We start from the raw sequence: 22,071 nt of genomic DNA on the forward strand, positions 1-22,071 counted from the left end.
TTTAGCTTGCTACCGGCGCGTAGCCATTGTATCTTCCTGGAACCAGTTCGTATTTTTTGAGGTCTTTCATTACATATTCCGAATAGAGGAAACCCTGTATGGTATGTGATTTGACCATTTTATAAAATTCCTCCAACTTATCGGCCTTCATATTGCCTGCGTTTACTTCCTGAACAAATGCTGCCTGCTCATCAGCAGAGCCTTTTGCGAACGACTTGCCCAAGTGTTGACGCGCTTGCTTTTCAAACGACCTTATACCTTCCATAAAGTCGTGCTGGTCTTGTTCGTTATGGCAATCATCTACCATTTTCAGCACAAAAAGATGGAGATTAAACGATTTAGCCTTTGGCAGATTTTTAGTAGGCAATATGTTTTCTACTAAGGTCGCCAATAACGTTTCAAGGTCACCGCTTATATTCAAATTAATGAGCTGTATGGATGCTTTTTTCGACGGCTCATAACATGCGGGAATCAATAGGGCTGCACCGGCCACAGTCAATAAGTGCTGAATGGCTATTCTACGGTTTATAATATTATTCATGCTGTTTTTTATCGATACAAAAACAAGTTCTAAAGTAAGAATTTATTGGTAATAAACCAATAAATAAAATTCATTCCAGTTTTTTCCTGAAGTAGTCGATGGTTTTGCCTATGCCAATATCCTCCCTTCCGTATGGATAGGAAGTAAGGTAGGCGGAGGCCACGGTCGGGTTTCCGTCTGCAAATGCCGTCCACTCGGATAGGGTCCTGTCGTAGTACTCGAGGTTTTCCCTCAGTTTGGCCAGGTCGATTTTCCCCGTTTTCTCCCCGGCGTAGGCGTTTAGCATGACCTTCCACGCGGCATCGAACAGCTGGAACTTCATCCTGCCGTAGGTGGACGACAGCCGCACGAAGCGCGAGGTCTCCCCGTCGGGAAAGTGGAGCTTTTCGGAAAGGCGCTCGATCTCTTTCCATATCTCGAGCGCCTCGGTTTTTTCGTCCAGGTAGGCCTGTGCCGTATTGCGTGCAATTATGCTGTCGAAGTAGGGCCTCAGGAGGTGGAGCCCGGAGATGTTGTCGTCCCTTGTCCAGTTGACGTACACGCCCCCCATCATGCTGTAGTGGCCCCTCATGACCCCCTGTGCGGACATCAGGCACAGCCTGCGGAACAGGGGTATTTCCGCTTCGGGCAGGCCCCTCGACAGGGCAAAATCGCGGAATACCTCTTCCTCGCTCCTGTCGGGGTCCCTGGCCCATTGGGTGACCACGTGGGCGTTCAGCTCGGGCCAGAACTCGTTTGCGGCATAGGGTCCCCGCCACCCGCCGCCTCGCGACCATGTCCATACGCCCCTTATCAGCGGATTGTCCTTCACCTGATCGAGTGAATAGGGCCTGATACCTGCAGTTTTCAGTTCCTCGAAGCCGTTGATGACCCCGTCGGCGATGTAGTTGGCATGTGCCGCTTTTCCCTCGTACTCGCGCTGTGCCTGCACCTCTATGACCTGTTGGTGCCGGCCGATGCCGATGCAGGGGTTGAAGGGTACGCCGTGCCGGCTTGCCTCGTCCAGCCAGTATGCGTCAAACCCGGAATAATCCATGGAGCTATCGGTAATTGCCGAGCGCCAGAAGTCGACGATGGTGTGCTTTATGGAGAAATAGAGCCTTGGGTGGGGCTCTACCTGCTCGGTCACCTCGAGGTAGTATTTGGGCAGGGCGTGGAACTTGCCGAAGTCCCAGGTACGGTAGAAGAGGTCCTTGTCCCTGTTCTGGCAGACCTCTTCGCGGAGTATGTTGATGAGCGCCACGTGGTCCCCGTAGCCGTGTACCAGTGGGCTTCCCCCGGTGTGGTATGGGGCGTCCTGCAGGTAGGTCTCCCCGGTTCGGATGACCAGGCCGTCGAGTTGGGGGTAGCGCTGGAACATCTGCCCGATGAGCGACCGGATGCACTGCTGGGTGAAGGGCAGGCTTATGTCTATTTTCCCATCGCCATTGCACATGCCTTCCCTGTTCTTCTCCACCAGTTTTTTTGGGAAGACGAGCATGTCGAGCATGCAGTAGACCTTCAGCCCGGCCTGTTTTGCCGCCGAGTACTTGAGCTGGAGGGTGTCGTTCTTTTGCTCCACCCATTTCCTTGCCGGGCCACCGTGTGGAAAGATTTCTCCGTCAAAATCCTGCCAATCTATCCCGAACTGGGCTGCCTCGAAGAGGAAGAACACCTTGGCATCGTATCCGGTGGCCTTCAGGAAGGCGGGGTCCAGGAACCTGGAATCGGTCTGTGCCTCGCCGGGGTTGTGGTGCACCATGTCCATGGTGAGCATCTTTCTAGTCTCATCTTGCCTTTGTGCAAAAATATCGTCCATGCCATATAGCCACAAAAAAAGGTATAAAAGGCTGAAATAACGTGATCTGACCTTCTCTGTTGTGATGGAGAAAATGTTCATAATATTGGTTTTTGTGCTTTATATTCTCTTAACTGGCCTGTAAAAAACAAAGAAATGGTTATTTATTGTAAAACCATCACCTCCGATTCTTTTTTTATGACAGATTCTTGCGTATTGTTGGACAAGTCCCTTACATGCCTTACGGTCACTTTGTACGCATTGTCAAACCACATTACTGGACGCGCGTCCGGTGCTTGGGTTTCTATCTGAAAATTGTCGATCAATATGTTCTTAGCTCGTCTTACATACAAACCCGATCCCGGTAGACTGTGTCCCATCATGCGGTTTTCCGGATACTCTTCCAGACCCTCGGTCACAGGTCTGCTCAATATGCCTTTGTCCGATTCCGAAACGGTGTTAACTACTCTTATATCCCTTAAGGTGATATTTTCTACCTGTAAGCCGGGTGCCGCGGTGATGGTACTCGGTATTTTGCTACATGCATAAGCTATCACATTGCTGATGGTTACATTTTTCAGGGAGCCGCTCATGCCCTTGGGATGCCTCTTGCCTCCCAGTCGAATAAAGATGGGGGTCTGCACACCGCGCATGCTCATGTTGGAAATGGCCACTTGATCAATGAACCCTCCATTAACCACTTCTAGGGCAATACCCGAGGTACCACTTATACTATCTTTTACACCCTCTATTCGCTCATTCCATTTTCTTAGATGCGATACACTGGCAGGTTTCAATACGCAATTGCTGATAGCTATATTCCTGAAGCCACCATGTGAAGCGGTGCCAAATTTAATGTAGTTGCAATTGGATGCCAGTACGCAGTTGGTGACGGTTATGTTTTCACATATTTGATTGGCTCTGTCGCTTTTTAGGCAAATGGCGTCATCGTCTACATCGATGAAGCAATTGGATACGATGACGTCCTTGCTGTCTATATCTATGCCATCGTTATTCCAATTGGCATGTCCTAAAATATTTACCCCGTCTATGCGTACACCTTCATTACCCAATAGTCGTAAGGTCCAAAAAGCGGCATTTTTAAGAGTTATGCCCTTTATGTCGATTTTCCTGCTGTCACGGACATGAATAAGATATGGTCTTGTCATACCATTGTTGCCCTTCTGAAAGGCTTCTTCATCGCCGCTACCGTCAACAGTACCTTCTCCCGTGATAGAAACATTGTATACACTGTCCAAACGGATGAAACCGCTTTCGGAAAAATGGCGACCCAAGTACAGGGTTTCATTTGAAATGGCCTTTAATATGGACATTTTATGTAAAGAAAGGGAAACATTGTCCTTTAGGAAAATACCCCCAGAGCGGAAAATGCCAGAGGGGAAATATATTGTGCCACCCCCATCATCATGGCATTCATTGATGGCTTCCTGAATGATCGAGGTATTGTCAAAGATACCGTCTGGTTTGGCGCCACGGTCGAGGATATTAATATCCTTGCCATAACTAATTATAAAAGCAAACAGGCAAAAGAATAGCATGTAAGTTTTTTTAAGGTATTCGGTCATATTATTATTTTGAAGTATCATGAGATTTATATCTATTAATGGTTCATTAGGGTCGATCCGTTCTGAAAGGCGAAGCAGGTAGGCCTTCTGCATTAAAGAGATTGGCGCCGTCGGGATTGTCTGCCCATGCATATCGCACATGTACTGGATGGCTGATCTGGTCGTTCCATACGATTACTTTATCCCCCTCGATGCGTGCATGGGCCCATACGAATTTTCCGTCCTTGTCAGCAACGGAGAAATACCCTAGGGTGTCGCCGTTCCTTGCTACCAATCCGCTTCCGATATTGGTGAAGGAGAGGACGACTTGGTTCCCTTTGATTTTCTTTTTCTGGTACAATGGACCAGAATAAATCGATTTTTTTTCTTTATAGGCCACTTTCTGGGCTACAAGGGATAGTCTTTTGCCTACATCTTCCTTATTGGCGGGGTGGACATCGTTCCATTCGCCTATGTCGATGGCGACGGCCATTCCAGTTTTGGGTACGGACAAGGTCATGGCCTGTGCTTCCCGGAGTTCTGCCCATTGGCTCTCGGCAGGTTCTTTTACCGCAGGCAAATAGGAGGCAAGCTGCACATAGAGAAAAGGAAAGTTCCCCTGATGCCATTGCCTGCGCCAGTCGGCAATTAAAGCGGGGAAAAGGGTGCGGTATTCGGCCGCTCGGTTGGTATTGGCCTCTCCTTGATACCAGATGACTCCTTTTATCCCATAGGCTGTCAAAGGCGCAATCATGGCATTGTACAAACCCAGTGGTTTGTAAGGAAAGGCAGTGGTTTTGGGTTGCGGGGGTACTATTGCCCCCGCTTTGAATTTCCATATCCCCTCCAAGAAGATAGATTTGCCATTGGCGACAAATTGATATGGTTTATCCTTGATGAATCCGCCAGGACCACTTTTGTTCACCACACGGACGGCAATGGTGTTTTTCCCTACATGTAGCAGTGGGTGAGGTATCTGGTATTCCCTCAGGAAGTAGCGGCTATTGGTGGAGCCAACCTTCACGCCATTAAAGTAGGTGCTGTCATCATCGGCCATATGGCCCAGATAAAGAAGGGCATCACGTGTGACCATATCACTGGACAATTCTATTTCTTTCCGGAACCAGATTACTCCGTCGGTGTCCTCCATATCGGCTTTTTCCCAATAATTAGGCATATCCATGGTATCCCAACTGGAATCGTCGTGGTTTTGGGCCGACCATGGAATAGTACCATGGGCAAGACCACGATCTTCTGCCTTAATGCGATCGTTCCAGACTTTTAGGACTTGTTGGTCATGTGTAATTATACTGTTTACAAGTGAACTGTCTTTTAGACGAACAGCTTCTTGGTAGTAATGTGGAAATGCTTTCAGCGCTTCTTCGCTCAGCCAAGACTCTGCTGGGGTACCACCCTTGCTCGAAAGGATAAGGCCAATAGGTACATGATATTGCTCATATAGCGATCTGGCAAAAAAATAACCGACAGCAGTGAATTGTAGTACGTTTTCGGGATTGGCTTCTTTCCATCCATCGGATTCCACATCATCCGCTGGCGATTGGAAATCGTATGTCTGCTTTACCAAGAACTGTCGAATAGCGTTGTTGGCAGAGCTCGCTATGGCTTGCGCGTACTTTGCTTTCACCCGATCCATCCAAAATTCCATATTGGATTGCCCGGAGCAAACCCATACGTCACCTATGAGGATATCTGTGATTTGGATGTGATTTTCTCCTTCTATTTCCATGGTATAGGGACCGCCGGCTTTCATGGGATGTAGGGGTAGTGACCACTTTCCGTCGGATCCCGTCAAGGTGGTATACTTTTGTCCATTGAAAAGCACTTCTATTTTTTCACCCGGTGCTGCCCATCCCCAGATGGGAATCCTCACTTCACGTTGTAATACCATCCCATCACTTATTAGGCGTGGGAGCTTCACTTTTGCCTGCGCTATGCCAATGGATAATTTAAGTAACAAGATGTAAGGCAAGAATCTGATGATGTGTCTCATGTTTTCAAGGATAAAAATTCATTTAATTGAGCGTCAATGTCTGGGCTTGTTCAACGGCATTGAATCCATCTGTTATGATTTTTATTACTTTATTAGGTACATCAGCTGTTGTAAACTGAATGGTCACTGTCTTTGACTCGCCGGGCAGGAGACAGAAGAAGTTATCCGAATAAAATGCAGGTCTTATACTTTTCCCTTTTTCATCCTGCAATTTCAATTGGGTAAAAAAGGATAGGGTTTTTGACGGATTCTTTACCTCTACGGTTACGACTTCGCCATCCAGCCGGATAGCAGAATTCAATCGTACCTTTTCCAATTTGTTCATTTCCTCAAAACCCGAGACCGCAGGTCCCGTCATGGTCCAGGCGCCATGATAGTCATCTTTGGATTGCCAATAGAACGATTCCGATACCAGCTTTCCGTCGGTATCCTTTAGTGCTAGTTTGATGAAGTGTACCTGGGACAAATCGTTCGGAAATTCCAGGAACAAAGCGTCCTTTACCAGACCGTCTGAAGGGATATCGATGACCGCCGCTTTCTCGGATACTTTCTCGGAGTGTATATTATATAGGGTAGCCGTGACCGAGTAATTGCGGAAACTCTTTCTATAATCATTATAGACCGAAACGCTTTTCTTTAAATAGTCATATTGGGGATGTAATGGCTGCAATCCATTTTGCGAATAGTATAAAGCGGCAGTGGGCTCCAGGCTCCAATCGTACATGCGTCCACCTGTTTGCCGCATAGGACTGTTGTGGTACCAGAATAAAAATCCGGAAGCGAAGCGGTCGCCATAAGCAAATTTATTGTAATTCCATACTTCCCATATAGCCCTGTAATTCAAGGCACCCACGAACTGTGCCTTTTTGGCAAATTCCGTTATGGAGTTCGATTTTCCAAACATATCCACTGCTTCGCGGTATTTGGTAGTAATCTGATGGAAACCACCGCCATCCAAATAATTCCATACGCTATCGTTAATGGGCCATAAGTCTTTTTCGTCCATCATCTCCCTGAGCGACTCGATAGTAGGCAAGCACGGCGTACCGTATTCGGGATTGAAACCATCCACGCGACTACCTCTTTGGGAAGCCGTATTTTCAAAATACTGCATCGGATTTTCATATTTGTACGGACTACCATCGTGTACGCCGCAACATTCGGATTGCATCTGATATCCTCTCGTTGGGTCGAGTTTGGCGATCAGTTCCCTTGCCCCGGGCATTTCGGTCGATTCGTTGGATGAAACGTGATAGGCCAAGGATGCATGGTTTCTGATTCTTTTTACGGTCGACTCGATGTTCTTAAGGTAAAGGGCGGTGTCGGTCGGATAGCGGGTATCACCCGTCATCCAATATTCATTCCAAACCAAGAAACCCATTTCATCGCATAGCTCAAAGAAATAGTCCGACTCGGCTATGCCGCCACCCCAAAAACGGATGAAGTTTAACCCCGCTTGTTTGGTATATGTCAGTTCTGCATGTGTCCTTTTTAAGGAGTTGCGAAGCATGGCATCGGGAATCCAGTTCGTTCCTCTGACGAATATGGGATATCCATTGACGAGGAATCTTCTGGAGCTGTCGGGCGTATGCTGATCTGATGTAATTTCACGGATTCCGAAACGGGTAGATATGCTATGGCCTACTTTTTTGTCCTGTATGAATGACAGATCAAGCTGATATAGGTTTTGTTCTCCCTTGTTGATGGGCCACCACAGTTTTGGATCTTGTATGATCAATTGTTTGTACTCTTCTGGATCAAAAGTTATCGTTTTTGCTTCATGGGGAAGCAAGGAAATGGTTTTCTCAAAAATGGTATTACCAGGGGATATCGTTCCTTTTAATGTTCCGTTTTGCCTGCTGTTCGAATGATTGGTTACTTCTACAGAAACAGTTTGCCGTGAGGAGGACGTGTCCGGCAGTGGTATTTTGCTGATGACAAAAGGATGTTCCAAAATTACTTCATCCGTGGCGAACAGCTCTACCTCTCGCCATATACCGGTATTCCGATCGCGCACGCCGTCCGGAAAGGTGAAGTCCCAGCCTGCGCTCATCAGCATGGTGACGTTTTCCCCGATCAAGCCATCTCCACCGTTGTGGTTTTCGCCCTGTGCGCCCGTGCGTCGTTCTGTTTTCAATCCGCTCTGCCCAGGCACATCTATGGGCAGTACATTGACAGCCAATGTGTTTTTGCCTTTTCTATCAGCAATGGATGTAATATCGAATTGTGCGCTATTGAACATCCCTGCCATATCGCCCAGTTTTCTTCCGTTCATCCAAATTTCGGCTCTATAATTTATCCCATGCAGTTTCAGCCAAAGGCGTTTTCCGGTAAAGGATTCGGGAACAGTGAAAGTAGTCCTAAACCAGTAATGATAAAACTCCTTGCCCACATCGGCCATGTCTGGAATGATTTTTTTGCTTCGTTTGTTCAGATCTCCAAAATAAGGGTCTGGATAGGCCTTATTGGCCACTAGGGAGGTCAAGACAGTACCGGGAATGACCGCATCCATCCAATCTTTATCTTGATAACTAAGGGATGAGATTTCTGTTCCGTCTGCCCCAACATCTGCTGCTTTTTGGAGTCGCCACGCCTGGGTTTCTCCATAGGCTGGATTGGAGTTAAGAAATACGGATTGCGTGGAAGAGGGTTTGCTCAAGCTGTGGGTTTGAGCATAATCCACGATATGCGTCGCGACCAAAAGTATAAAAAGAATAATACGCTTCATTGAAATTAATTGTTTATGGTTCCTGAAAGAGGGTTAATCTGTGACATAACCGGTCACATTCTCAAATTTATACTTTGGTCTATCATCATGTTGCAAAGTGTTGACGGTTACGTTCTCAAAAGCAATGTTTCTGGCATGGCGTACGTAGAATCCATATGCGGGCAATACTACACCGAACATTCTGTTTTCAGGGTAGGCGTCTATTACCTCTGGCACTGCAGCATTGGCATCTGCTAGGGTACCTCCGCCCGGAACGGTAATCTGTACATCCTTTATTAGCACATGCTCTACTATACCCTCGGGCACTCCAGTAATGGAAGAAGCGATTTTACTCTCTGCTGTTGCGGTAATGTTGGAAATGGTCACGTTTTTAATGGAGCTGATGTTTTCGGAATAGATTCTGTCCCTGTCTCCAAGGCGAATGAATATCGGCGTCTGTACATCGGTCATTTCTATATTGGAAATCTGTACATCTTCCAAATAACCTCCATCCACTGATTCTACGGCAATACCTGCCAAAACGGTGTACTCTTGCGTTATGCCCGCCCAGGGATAAATGCTTTGCCAATTTCGAAAATTGTCTTCGGAAGCTTTGCTGACCGTACAATTGCTGACGGTGACGTTCTTGAACCCACGTCTGGACGCCGTACCAAATTTGATGGCGTTGCAGTTTGTCTTTAGGATACAATTGGTTGCGGTTATATTCTCACAAGGGACATATCGATCGCTCTTGAAGCAAAGTGCATCGTCATCTACATCGATAAGGCAATCCGCTATCTCCACGTTTTGTGCGTCAATATCCAGCCCGTCGTTATTCCAATTACTATGGGAGTAGATACTGACACCTTTAATCTTGACCGTATCGCAGGTAAGGAAATGAACCGTCCAAAATGCCGAATTGACCAGTTGTACATCTTCCAAGGTAATGTTGTTGCTGGCAATAAAATGGATCAATTTCGGCCTGCCTGCTGCCCCGTTGCCCAATAAAAAGGACGGTGCTCCACCTTGTCCGTCTATTTTGCCTTTTCCTATTATCTTTACATTTTCTACTTCTCTACCGTAGATCAATGCGGATGTTTCAATCGCTCCGGCATTGGGAAAAACCTGGTCATAATCGACCTTATGTGGACTTCCAAGTATAATGGATTCTTCTTCCAGTTCTAATGTCACATTCGATTTCATGAACAATGGCCTGGTAAAATAAGTGCCCTTTGGGAACACAACCGTAGCCGACTTTGCTGCACATTCATTGATGGCTCGTTGCAGTAAGGTGGTATTGTCTGTGAATCCGTCCCCAATCACTCCACAATCCAGTACGTTGAGGCGACCGTTAAGGGCTACTTCCGGGAAGTTGTCCAACGGAGGATCTACCGGGTCGGGTTCGTCCGTGTCAACTTTCTTGCAAGACCCCATAAAAATGAGCATTCCAATGCATATATAGGTAGTGAGCCTACAGAGCGTAATTGAGATATTTTTCATTTCTGTATGTTTTTTAAAGGTCTGCCACCTAGAGAACAGATGTGGCAGACCTGGTATTCATTATTTTATTTCCTTGCTACCGTTTACTGAACACTGATCGTCCATTGTTTGGTAACTGTACCATTGGGCGAGGTGATGGTGTATGTTTTGGGTTGGCTAAAATCTTGAAGCCCAGCGGACATTGAAGGGGATATGGTTACGCCCGTGGAGGCTGTGACAGCCATTTTGAGTCTGGTAATGTCTTCGCCTCCTCTCAGCACGATACTAATTGTACCCGCTTCGGAATTGATCGAAGCACTTTGATCTGCCCTGTTCAGATTTTGGTTGTATAGTTCCACACCGGTTATCTCCGCTCTTTCATAGACCGGGTCTATTTCAAAATCCACTTTAGCACATGCCATAAAGACACACCATAAGGAAGCAACGAGGATGAATATGTTCTTTTTCATGATATTTAGATATGAGACATTAGACGGAATCGTCTTGATACTTGAGTCTTATGTCTTGATACTATAATTAACAATTTATAATTAACCTTACCAATCGGGGTTTTGCACCAGGTTTGGATTTCTGTTTATTGCGCTTTGTGGAATGGGCAAAAGATAGTTCTTGGGTGCATTGAAGCGCTTATTAAAGACATTGAAAGGTGTGTACGTGATGCTGATTTCCCCAGTGGAAGCATTTCTCACATACTTTGCGTTCATGCCCCTGATGGGTTGGTTGAGGTATTCTTCTCCAGCCCTCCATCTGACGATGTCAAAAAAGCGTTTGCTCTCAAAAGCCAGTTCCACCCGCCGTTCATTGCGGATGCGTTGGCGCATTTCCGTCTGCCCCAGCCCTGTGGGCAGATCGGGTTGGCCCGCCCTACGCCTTATTTGGTTGACGGCATCATGTACACTGGCATCTGGCCCTGTCGCCTCGTTCTGTGCCTCGGCATAGGTGAGTAAAATCTCGGCATAACGAAGTACGATGACATTGCCACCGTCACCTATGCCCGATCGATTATCGGGACCGCATATCACAGGCTCGTTCTGGTGTTTGCGGATATAGTATCCCGTTTTTGTCGCCTCCGATTTGGTGCTGAACAAGCCATTGGGTAAATTGTTGGTTACCTCTATGCCATTGTCAAAGCGATTGGAGCTCAGCGAGAGCGGTGCGCCTTTCCAGTTAACACCATGATACAATATGGTTCCATATAGGCGCTGGTCCCTATTGGCATATGGGTTGCTGGCCTGTGCGGGGTTGTTCCAGTCAAATTTGGAACCATCCTGCATCTCGAAGGCATCCACGAGGTTTTGCGAAGGGGCAGAAAAACCCCAGCCATAAGCATGGCCAGGGCCTGGTACGCCGGGGGCGGCGATGGTTTGATATCCACCTTGAGTTCTGTATGGATAGGCGTACTGCACGTCAAAGATGACTTCTGCATTGCCTTCGTACGGTTCTAGAAACAAATTGATGAAGGCTTCCCGTTTTCTTTCGATAGTTGTTTCGTCTTTGCCAAACAGGCCGTACCTGCCCGCCAAATCGCCGTTTATCAATATATTGGCTGTTTCGGCCGCTGCTGCATAGTAACTGGCATCTACCGTACCAGCTCCATGGAGGTAGGCCACTGCTTTCATCCCAATTGCAGCACCTTTGGTAGCACGTCCATATTCTTCGTTAACTACTGTCAAGGGTAATTTATCTGCTGCGGTCTGAAAATCGCTAACGATAAAATCAAGCACCTCTTTTTCCGTATTGCGGCTATAGGCTATCTCATCTTCGTTCCTGTCCAGCGGCTTGGTAATGATGGGTACGCCTCCGTAGAAACGGAAAAGCTCAAAGTACAGCAAGCCACGCAGGAAATAGAGGTCGCCAAGATACCGCTCTTTCTCTGCCTCGGAGATAACGGTAGATTCGCTTAGCCGCTCGATTCCTAGATTTGCTTTTCGAATATTGGTATAACAAGGGTTCCACCGCCTGATTTGGGCATGTACGTTAGATGCCGTGAAGCTGAATTCGTTCCAGCCAGTATTGTTTATGGCACCGTCGTCCGTGAACATGTAATCAAATTGATAATTGTCTATGGCGGTGTAGCGGTACAGGGGACCATCCAGTGTTTGTTGATAGACATCGTTGATAAATTGCTTGGTGCCTGCCCCTGATGACCATACGGCGTCGTCTGTGACGGAAGACCGAGGATCGACATTGAGGAAGTCGTCACTACAAGAAACAAGTAATACAATGAAACAAATACTTATATTTAAAAATATTCTATACATGACGTTTTTTTTAAAAGGTTGCATTTAATCCGAATGATGTGATAAACTGTTGCGGATAGGAATTGTATCCCTGTGTCTCCACATCAAAATCGCGAGGTAACTTGGAATAAATGATCAACGGATTGTACAAATTGACATATAAGCGCAGATTCTTTATGAATGCTTTTTGGCTCAGCTCCGGATCAAAGGTATAGCCAAGTTGGACGGACTTCAACCGCACAAAGGAAGAATTGACCACCCAAAAATCCGAAAGTTCATAGTTGTGCGTTCTTTTGGTATAGGACAACCGAGGGTATTGGGCATTGGGATCAGGATTGTCCAATGTCCAGGAATTGATATGGTCTGCACGTGGTTTGTCGTTATCAAACGGAAAGCGTACTCCACGATCGGCCGAGCCCTGATTGTCCTGTCCTAAATAGTAGGAACTATTTCCTGTGCCTTGGATGAAAACGTTCAGGTCAAAGCGTTTGTAATCCAGACCCAATGTATATCCCCACATAATCTCGGGAACCCGTGTTTTTCCGATGACCACCTGGTCTTCCGAGTTGATCTTGCCATCGCCGTTGATATCCACATATTTGATGTCGCCAGGTAGGGTCGAGGCATTTTGAAAAGCCCAGTTGTCTATATCGTCCTGGTCTTGGAACAGACCTGCGGACTTGTATCCTCTCAACTGTCCGGTCGGCAAGCCAGTTTGGCGAAAACGTGGTATGTTATAGGTTCCTGCTGCCTCCCTTATTTCTAGCCTTTTGTCCCTTGTGAAACTGAATATGGCCGTGTGTCTCATCTGCAGATTGCCAATAGCTCCTTGGCTACTCAATGTCGTTTCAAACCCATACCGTTCGTTCTTGCCCGCATTCTCGTCGGCCAGACCAATGCCATATTCTTCGGGAACGACGGCATCGGGTGCCAAGATCATATCTCCACGTAGGTCCCGGTAAGCATCAAGTTCTACATCAAGCCATCCTTTCCACATGGTGAGGTTAAGAGCGACGTTGGCTTTCCATACCGTCTCCCAGGTCAGTCTGGTATTGGGTTCCACGCCCTCATAAACACCTTGTTCCTGGATGGGGTTGGTGCCCCATATTGCACTGTTTCGAATCAGGTACTGTTGGATGAATGCGAAATCACCACCCACGGGATTGCCCGATTTACCGTAAGATGCTCTTATTTTTAGGTCATCAATGGATGGTACCTGAAAGAAAGACTCTGCGGACGGACGCCAACCTATGGAAGCGGAAGGGAAAAGTGCCGACCTGCGGTCGGGCGCATATTTATAGCTCCTGTCGTACCTGCTGGCAAACTCGAATAGGTATTTTTGGTCGAAATCGTAATTTGCCCGAAAGATAAATCCATCTTGGGCCGTGCTGTATGACGTGCCACTATTGGCTTGAAATTCTTTGTTCGGACTGCCCATATCCAGTTCGGGGATCGTAAAATCGTACTCCCTTCGACTGGCCGTATATTCATTTCTTATTCCCCACCTACGTTCATAAACTGCTATCGCTGTCACATTGTGCTTATTGAAGTTTTTGGCATAGTTGATAAACCCTTGGGCGGTTTGATAGGTAAAGGTTCGGTTTCCTTGCGATAGGTTGGGTTTTGACCTTAGCCAGGCATTGTCCTCTATATATTCGCCTGTGGCATCATTGTAATTATAAGAGATGACCGGCTCGGTCCAATATTTATTATCCCAAGCTTGACGGTCATAATTATAAAAACCCCTGACAGATAGTCCGGGAATGAACGGTATTTCCTGCTTCAAGCTTAGTACCAGGCTTTGGTTGTTGTTCTTGTCCGATTTATCACCTCCTCCGTGCACCAGGTTCCACATACTTCCACCAATGGATGTCTGAAATGCAGGCAGTCCATTGCTGAATACATCGGGGTCTGTTGCCCGAAGACGATATACATTGAGCATGATGTCGTTGGAGTTCAATAAATTGGATTTTTTTTCGTCACCAATCAAGCTGATATCTACTGATAATTGCGTCGTAGGTGTCGCATTGATGTCCAGATTGGATCGCACGTTATAGCGATTCAAATCTTGATTGTCGCCGTACATGCTTCCCTGATAGAAATAGCCCATAGAAACAAAAGCCTTGATGTTCTCGGAACCTCCATTGAGGGAGAGATTATGATTTTGCGTGCGTGATGAACGGAGATAAGCGGACACCCAGTCGGTGTTTGGATATCTGTCCGTACCCTGTCTGTAAAGCTCCAGTACATCGTCTGCAATCACTTCATTGGGCCTGCCGTCCATGATAAGAGCCTGATTTCTCAGAGACAAGCCATCATAGGCATTCATAAATTCTGGTGTGTTTGTCGGTTCTTGTATCCCGTATTCTCCTGAATAATTGAGGACCATAGTGCCCGATTTACCTCTTTTTGTCGTGACCAGAATTACCCCGTTTGCGCCTCTCAATCCATAGGGTGCCACAGCCGAAGCATCTTTGAGGATAGATATTGTTTCAATATCCTGCATATTGATACGATTCCAATTGCGCTCTACCCCATCTACTAGTACTAGAGGGGCGTTGCCACGAAGCAATACGGCAGATGCATCGGCTCCCGGTTCACCCGTGGTTTGCCGAGTGATAAGCCCGGAAACATTACCCCCGAGTGCATTGGATACATTGGCCACTGGCCCCACTTTCTTTAGCGTTTCCCCCGATACGGTACTTACTGCCGCAGTTACACTACTTTTCTTCTGGGTACCATAACCCACGACCACTACCTCATCTAATTTGGCTTCTTCTTCATTAAGGGTAATGATAACCTCCGACTCGTTGGTAAGGGGCAGTTCTTGTCTCGAAAAGCCAATAAAACTAATCGTTAGCGTAGCCACCGAGGGTACCATCAAGGAAAACTCTCCTCTTTCATTTGTTTTGGTTGCTCGTTGTGGGTTCTCTTTCAGCGTAATGGAGGCACCTCTTATGGGCTGGTTATTGACATCTTGTACAATGCCCTTCACTAAGCGGTCCTGTCTGGATACGATTTCACTGATGACCTTTTTTATGATAACATTGTTTGATATGATCTCATAACTTAGATGCTGACCTTCGAGGCATTTGTTCAATGCTTCGGTTATGGAAGCATCTTTTAAGCTTAGGTCTACAGGACGTGTCGATTTGAGCAATTCCGCATTAATTAGGATATTAAAGCCACTTTGTTTGCGAATTTCCCGGAATGCCTCTTTCAGCGGTACCTGCCTTCGATCAAGATTGATCTTCTGGCCATAGCTTGTTGCAGTGGCCAAATGAATGCTCATTACGAGAAGGAGTAGGGTTAGCTTCATAATAAGGAATAATCTGACTACATCACGACGCAATGTCGCGAATGGCATTTCAATTATTTTTTTATACATTTGAAATTAGGTTTATTAAATATTGGTCCAAAAGATAATTGATAAACTGAATAGCCGCAAAAAGGCCATGGTCATTGGGAGCGCACCACCGCTCCTAATGATTCCTTTTTGTATAGACTATTGATGATGAACGTTTAATGAATTGTTTTACTCTTTTATCATGATCCTCCTTTCTTCTAATTCGAATTTTGCAGCTCCTGTAAGTTCCAGTGCCTTCAGCAATTGATGAATATCTTCCATTTTTGAAATGGTTCCATCCAGTCCCTTGTTGGATAGGTCACTTTCATAGACGACATCGACATTGTACCATCTGCTTATTTTCTTCATGGCACTCACGATATTTTCGTTGTTGAATAGGAAATAGCCATTTTTCCAAGCCAACACTTCTTCCATATCCACGTCATTGACCTTAATATTGTTCCAGCGATCAGATGTTTCTGCTTGTTGACCCGGTTTCAGTATCCTTGCCAGGTTGCCTTTCTCTACTTGCACACTGCCCTCTATTAGGGTTGTCTTTATACTAAAGTCATCCTTATAGGCACTAATGTTGAAATGAGTACCTAGCACTTTTATATGTGTATCTCCCGCTTTTACCACAAAGGCCTTATCCTTATTCTTTGCCACCTCAAAATATACTTCACCATTTATGGATACTTCTCTTACACCATCTTTAAATACGATAGGATAGGTGATGGAAGAAGCTGCATTGAGCCAAACTCTTGTTCCATCTGGCAAAGTGATTTCGTACTCTCCACCTTGTGGCGTACTGATGGTATTTGTGGCGGCATAGGCTCGCTTGTCGTCCACATCGTAAACCAGTTGGCCATTTTCTAAGCTAAGCCTTATGCCGTCTTGTGTAGTGATTGCTTGGTACTGTAGGCTGTCTACGGTGATAATACGGCCATCTGCTAGGGTTAATGTGGCCTGCTTTCTTCCCGGAACTACCTGATGCTTTTTATTTGACTGCTCGACATATGTTTTTTCACCTTGGATGTCTATTGCTGCTTGCTTAGAAGGATAGAAATAGAAGAGCATCAATAAGGCAATTGAGGCTGCAATTGCGGTAGGCAATAGGAATTTTTTCAATGCCCTAGGTTTTATTGATCTTGGAATAGTACTTTCTCTGTAGCGAACATCACGAATGATATTGTCATACATGGCTTGTGTGGGTACTTCCTCAGTTTGCAATGATTCGGTCAGTTCCGCTACTTCCTTCATGACCTCTTCCAGTTCCTTGTCGTCGTGATGTTGCTGGAGATATTGTACCAGTTCCTCAAACGTTTTGAGGGAGATACTACCATCCCAATAAGAGATAAGCAGATTGCGAAGCCGTTCCTTTGTCATTACAGAAAAATATTAATACGAACTTAATTCGGTTTATATATGCTGTAAACGAATTAAAAGCAAGGATGGGTAGGAAGAAATAAAAAAAATTAAGACAATAAAGCAAGTAAGAGCAAAAGATACATGATATCATGCTTGACAAAGTGCGATTTTAACGTTTTCAAGGCACACATTAAATGGTATTTAACCGTGTTTTTTGAGATATGGAGTTCTTTGGCTATCTCTTCGTATGAAAGTCCCTGCATTCTGCTCATCCTAAAAACAACTTGTTGTTGCTTAGGTAAGCTGCTTACCGCGTCTTCGGTAATTCGATTTAGCTCATTGCAAAATACAGTGTTTTCGGTGTCATTGGATAAGTGATCTATACGGGCAACTAAGTCATGCCTGAACTTCCTCACTACGGCGTCTTTTCTGAACATGTCAATGGTGAGCCTTCTGGCATGGGTAAAAAGATAGGGATATAATGGTAGGTCTTCTGAGAGCTTATCTCTGCTAAGCCACAGTTGTAGGAAAACTTCTTGCGTAATCTCCTTGCTTAGTTCTTCGTCTTTCACAAAAGTAAAGGCAAAGCGATAGATCTTTTCATGGAGTAATAAGTATATCTCCCGAAAAGCGCGCTCGTCTCCTGCACAGAGTCTTCTGATTAGTAAAGGGTCTATAGCACGAATTGCTGCCATGTTAAGCAGGTTATAATTGTTCGTAGCAAATAGAATGATAATTTTTTATATTTCAAAATACCGATGTACGATATCGATATTTTGAAATCGTTTTGATTACTGGGAGTCATATGGGATTATTGGCGACGGTGAGCGTATGAGTTTGGACTGGGCATCTATTCTTGGCGTTTACCTAACGGCAAATCCCGACCGTCCGTACAACGGCTTCAACGAATGGATTTCTACTCCTTGAATGATTAGGATAAAATCGCCTTTTAGTGCCGATGTGAAGAATTCGAAAGCAGCGTCTCCTTGTTTATTGGTGTTGAGGTTTGGATTCCAGTACAGCGTAGAAAGCATTTCAGGTGTTGTAGTGGAGTCCGCTTGAGGGAACTCTTCGGGTATGCTGATGTTTTTTAAGGCAATACTGTTGTCTTCTGCCGGCGGGGCAGTGAGACATTCGGTATAGCGGTGTGATCTTCCATTGTAGGTATATGTTGCACCTATTACCGGTCGAGAGCCAGTGCGGTGGTTGCGGCAATTCAAAATATTGTATTCGCACACGTAGTCCGCACAGTTGCGGGGGTACTGTCTTAGCAATTTTTGATAGGTGAGCGAGTCTAGGCCGGATACCTTTGCCGTAATCTCTACTGCTTTGAGATTTATCACACCCGTTATCAAAGGTAATCTTTCCGGAGGAGCGGTAGCTGTCATATAAGACAGGTGTTTGTCCGAGGATAATATACCAATGACTTGATCGTCAAAGCCGTCCAAGGGTTCGATAAGTGTAACACCGTATTTTTCTCTAAACTTTTCATCGGTAAGCAAATGGTTTTCTTGTCCTTCCCTTGCCAGCAAATAGCTTGGGTGAATGCTGAAAAGGCCATTTTGCTCTATGGGTATGGCAACATACCCCGATGCTGCAAATAGATGCATTTCTTGAGGCATTGCTGTCTTCTTCCGTTTGGGTTTTACCATGCCCAAAACACCGCCAGTGTTTTTCATAAGCTTGAGAGCTCCCTTTGGTTCATACTTTAGAACGTCCTGCCAGTTTGCTAATCTCCATTGTGCGGCTAGAAGCAAGTCGTCAGGACTGTCTGATCGGCTATAGAGCTGTTTTGGCTCTTGATAAAGTAGGGAAATGAGCTTTTCTTCCGACTGGACGATGTTCGTGTGGATTTTGTCATCTATGGTTCTGGTAGATGCGACAGAAACTGAAAGATTGCATACCACAGGTCTGCCAGCGGCATCCGCGATATGAATATAGCTCTTTACTTTTTGGCCAGTTCCAAAGTCTTTTTTTTCAAAGCTTATCTCTACATGGTAGTTTTCCTTATCGCGGCTTAGGAACAGTTTTTCGATATGGAGACTATCACGATGGTCAAATAGCGATAGACCTAAGACTTGCTTTGCACTATCGATTTCAGGTAACGTCAACAATATGGAATCTCCATTTTTTATGTTTATGGTACGGTCCCATAAGATATCCGTTGCTGATCTCAATACCAGTGTAGCTTTTTCGTGCATCCCTTTATTGTACACGATAGCCTTCCTTTCATTTTCAAGGTTTTTCAGCTTCATTGTCCAGCCCTGTCTCTTTATCGGAAGGGGGAATTTCTCTGTTTTTCTATGCAAATCGTTCTGTATTTGGAAACTGTAACCGTCTATTTCCCGCGGTAAAAAATCAAAAGCAGCAAGTCCATTTTTGTCCGTTATGACACTACGAATGATTTTTGCTCTGGAGAGGAGTGCAATTTTGGTCGATATCGGGCTCCCGTTTTGGTCGGTAGTTTCCAGTACTAATTTGCATGGTGTATCTACAATGATATCTCCATTACCTGCAAAAACGTTCAGCGAGATTTCTTTCTGTAAGGGAGGTAATAAAAGATTTACTTCTGCATCCGCGTTGCTCTTGTTAAAGATGGCCTCAAGCCGCATGGTTTCCGTATTCGCTATCGGTGGATATTTGAAAGCTATTTCTGCATTTCCATCTGCATTTGTGGAGATTTTGTCTTCTTGGATTACCTCACTTCTGGTAGTGAGCAACCTGTAATTGCCTTTGACATTTTTTGCAGGAGCACCCCTGCTTTCTGCTCGAAAGCGAATCTTCACATCGCTTCCGGGTTTTAGGGCCGAGGTATCGACAACATGAGCGGATACGCGAAGCATATTGCCGGGATCTGCAGAGACTTTTATCTCTCGATGAAAAATATCCCTAGTGCCAAAATTGATCATCCTATCGCTAAATGCGTATAAAGTGTATGTGCCAGGAAAGAGGTCGTTAGGTAGTGTTATTTCACCGTGCGATCGCACGTCGTAAATAGGGAGTTCCTTTTCTGCAACGATCTGTTTCCGTTCATTTAGCAATCTTATGAAAAGCACTTCGCTATCGATAATAGAAGTAGAGGGGAGATAGGCCTTGAACCACACGGTCTCGCCCGCCATATAGATGTCCTTGTCCAGATGGAGATAGAGATTGATGAATGGATGCTCCAATATATAGGCCCGCAACTGTTCCTTCAATCGTTCGATGTATGGATCTATGCCAAAGGAGAGGAGACATAGTAATGCCGTTATTGCTGAAAATAAAGTTATGACAGGTTTTTTAATAGGCATTGTTGTCTCTCCCTTTCACGTGCAAGATACGTATAAAGCCTTTAGTTGGGAAAGATGCTTGGAGATAACGCTATATGTCAAGTATGATAAGTATGTGATTTGAGCCTTTCGGCAAGGTTGGATGTAAACCCAATGTATATCTTGTCGTGTTTTTCGGAGTAGAGCGCGTATACGGTAAAAGTAGTGCTCATGGGCTTAGGTAAACTTAGTAGGGGCAATGCTACAAGTGTCGACCTTTTTAGCCACTATAAAGCTGTTTTAAATGCAAAGAACCTCCTCGAATAGCCCGAAAATCTTTATTTCAAGGGGAATCAAACGGAATATTCTTGGAAATCATCATAATACTGGATTTCACGCGATTGGTTAGCCTACGCTTTTTGTGTCCAATACTGACATGAGTTCCGTTAACGGAATAGCATCAACATTCTTGGCGATAGGAAAACGTTCGTTGCCGGGATAGACGATAAACCGTTGCGTGGCTCCTATATCTTCGCAGCCCAGATAGAAGCCTTTTGATGGCGTAGGCGATAGTGAACGCTTGATTTCAATCGCTATCAACTGTTTCCTGTTTTTCTCGATCACAAGGTCTATCTCTGCTCCGGCGGCGGTGCGGTAAAACCACGGTGTCATGCCTACGTGCAAGCAGGACAATAAATTCTCTATTGCAAAACCTTCCCAGCTTGCACCGACAATGGGATGGCCAAGTACGTCATCCAAGGTAGTCAGGCTCAACAGCGCATGTGTAATGCCGCTATCACGTATATAGACCTTAGGCGATTTGACCAAACGTTTCCCCACATTGCCTGACCACGGCCTCAATGTACGGATAAGCAATAAATCTTCCAGCAATTCGATATAACGCTTGGCTGTTGGGGCAGCGACATCCAAATTTGCGCCAAGCTGTGCAATATTCAGTTGGCGGCCCTGGCTATGGGCAAGCATTGTCCATAACCTCCGCAAGGTGGTGGCAGGTATCCTTGGCCCGAATTGAGGCACGTCACGTTCCAAATAGGTGTTGATGAAGTTGGTGCGCCAACGAAGGCTCGCCGCGTCGTTTTTTGCCAAATAGCTGTCGGGGAAGCCGCCCCTTAGCCATAGCGAGTCTCTGGCACTTTGCGTTTTTTCGGGTATTTCAGTAACGGTAATCCCCGATAATTCCTTGTATGCGATACGTCCCGCCAAGGACTCCGAGGATTGTTTTAGCAAGTCAAGCGAAGCGGAGCCTAAAATCAGGAATTGCCCTGTGCGGTATCCCTGTCTGCGTCTGCGGTCGATGACCCCACGAAGCACGGCAAACAGTTCAGGAACGCGCTGGATTTCGTCAAGAACAATGAGTTTGCCCGTGTGCAACTCAAAATAATCCTCCGGCTCTTTCAGTTTGGCGTGGTCAGAAGGGCTTTCCAAATCGAGATAGATCGGTTTGGGATTGACGGATGCGGCAATCGTTTCCGCCAAGGTTGTCTTGCCTACTTGCCTTGGCCCCAATAACCCAACAGCTGGATATTCATCCAGCAACTCTAAGATTTCTGCTTCTGCTTTACGTTTTACCATCCTTGCAATTATAATACAAAATGTTTGATTTGCAAGGTAAAAGATTTAAAAAGTTAGCAAGCTAGCTCGTTGTGCGATCTGAGCCTTTCTGGGAGGTTGGAGGTGAAGCCGATATATATCTTGTCGTGTTTCTCGGAGTACAGGACGTATACGGTAAATGTCTTGTCCATGGTGA

Annotated in this window: 15 protein-coding genes; all 15 read right to left on the minus strand. The window is 45.7% G+C overall.

Annotated elements, in window-relative coordinates; translation table 11 throughout:
- Position 1: 1 nt before the first annotated feature.
- The 15 genes from A37S_RS0104885 to A37S_RS26555 all read right to left on the minus strand — a co-directional run bounded on the left by A37S_RS0104885 (position 2) and on the right by A37S_RS26555 (position 22,066).
- Entirely contained in the window at positions 2–541 is a 540-nt protein-coding gene (locus A37S_RS0104885; protein WP_051292733.1) for a gluconate 2-dehydrogenase subunit 3 family protein, read from the minus strand.
- Positions 542–611: 70 nt separating this feature from the next.
- Positions 612–2,420: a hypothetical protein gene (locus tag A37S_RS23660; protein WP_157278425.1), complete on the minus strand. Its 1,809-nt coding sequence runs from the start codon at positions 2,418–2,420 to the stop codon at positions 612–614.
- 62 nt (positions 2,421–2,482) lie between these two features.
- Positions 2,483–3,925 carry a glycoside hydrolase family 28 protein gene (locus tag A37S_RS23665; RefSeq protein ID WP_169719440.1) on the minus strand — a complete coding sequence of 481 codons (1,443 nt, stop codon included), beginning with the start codon at positions 3,923–3,925 and terminating at the stop codon, positions 2,483–2,485.
- 25 nt (positions 3,926–3,950) lie between these two features.
- Entirely contained in the window at positions 3,951–5,894 is a 1,944-nt protein-coding gene (locus A37S_RS0104900; RefSeq protein WP_084163755.1) for a sialate O-acetylesterase, read from the minus strand.
- Between the two features lie 22 nt (positions 5,895–5,916).
- Positions 5,917–8,622 (minus strand): glycoside hydrolase family 2 protein, encoded by a 2,706-nt coding sequence (locus tag A37S_RS0104905; RefSeq protein ID WP_028296010.1) that lies wholly within the window; start codon positions 8,620–8,622, stop codon positions 5,917–5,919.
- 33 nt (positions 8,623–8,655) lie between these two features.
- Entirely contained in the window at positions 8,656–10,101 is a 1,446-nt protein-coding gene (locus tag A37S_RS23670; protein WP_084163756.1) for a glycoside hydrolase family 28 protein, read from the minus strand.
- Positions 10,102–10,184: 83 nt separating this feature from the next.
- Positions 10,185–10,550 (minus strand): DUF5018 domain-containing protein, encoded by a 366-nt coding sequence (locus A37S_RS0104915; protein ID WP_028296011.1) that lies wholly within the window; start codon positions 10,548–10,550, stop codon positions 10,185–10,187.
- An 87-nt stretch (positions 10,551–10,637) separates the two neighbouring features.
- Positions 10,638–12,362 carry a RagB/SusD family nutrient uptake outer membrane protein gene (locus A37S_RS0104920; protein WP_028296012.1) on the minus strand — a complete coding sequence of 575 codons (1,725 nt, stop codon included), beginning with the start codon at positions 12,360–12,362 and terminating at the stop codon, positions 10,638–10,640.
- 10 nt (positions 12,363–12,372) lie between these two features.
- Positions 12,373–15,660: a TonB-dependent receptor gene (locus A37S_RS23675; RefSeq protein WP_169719441.1), complete on the minus strand. Its 3,288-nt coding sequence runs from the start codon at positions 15,658–15,660 to the stop codon at positions 12,373–12,375.
- 216 nt (positions 15,661–15,876) lie between these two features.
- On the minus strand, positions 15,877–17,073 hold the full coding sequence (locus tag A37S_RS23680; RefSeq protein WP_051292737.1) for a FecR family protein: 1,197 nt from the start codon (positions 17,071–17,073) through the stop codon (positions 15,877–15,879).
- 89 nt (positions 17,074–17,162) lie between these two features.
- Positions 17,163–17,750 carry an RNA polymerase sigma-70 factor gene (locus tag A37S_RS0104935; protein WP_051292738.1) on the minus strand — a complete coding sequence of 196 codons (588 nt, stop codon included), beginning with the start codon at positions 17,748–17,750 and terminating at the stop codon, positions 17,163–17,165.
- Positions 17,751–17,918: 168 nt separating this feature from the next.
- Positions 17,919–20,345 carry a hypothetical protein gene (locus A37S_RS0104940; RefSeq protein WP_028296014.1) on the minus strand — a complete coding sequence of 809 codons (2,427 nt, stop codon included), beginning with the start codon at positions 20,343–20,345 and terminating at the stop codon, positions 17,919–17,921.
- Positions 20,346–20,422: 77 nt separating this feature from the next.
- On the minus strand, positions 20,423–20,536 hold the full coding sequence (locus A37S_RS28270) for a GIY-YIG nuclease family protein (RefSeq protein ID WP_084163758.1): 114 nt from the start codon (positions 20,534–20,536) through the stop codon (positions 20,423–20,425).
- Positions 20,537–20,708: 172 nt separating this feature from the next.
- The gene (locus A37S_RS0104945) at positions 20,709–21,896 is read right to left on the minus strand and encodes an ATP-binding protein (RefSeq protein ID WP_028296015.1); all 1,188 of its coding nucleotides are present in this window, start codon (positions 21,894–21,896) and stop codon (positions 20,709–20,711) included.
- 53 nt (positions 21,897–21,949) lie between these two features.
- Positions 21,950–22,066: a GIY-YIG nuclease family protein gene (locus tag A37S_RS26555; protein WP_084163759.1), complete on the minus strand. Its 117-nt coding sequence runs from the start codon at positions 22,064–22,066 to the stop codon at positions 21,950–21,952.
- Positions 22,067–22,071 lie beyond the last annotated feature (5 nt).

The organism is Olivibacter sitiensis DSM 17696 (genome assembly GCF_000427965.1).
GTDB lineage: Bacteria > Bacteroidota > Bacteroidia > Sphingobacteriales > Sphingobacteriaceae > Olivibacter > Olivibacter sitiensis.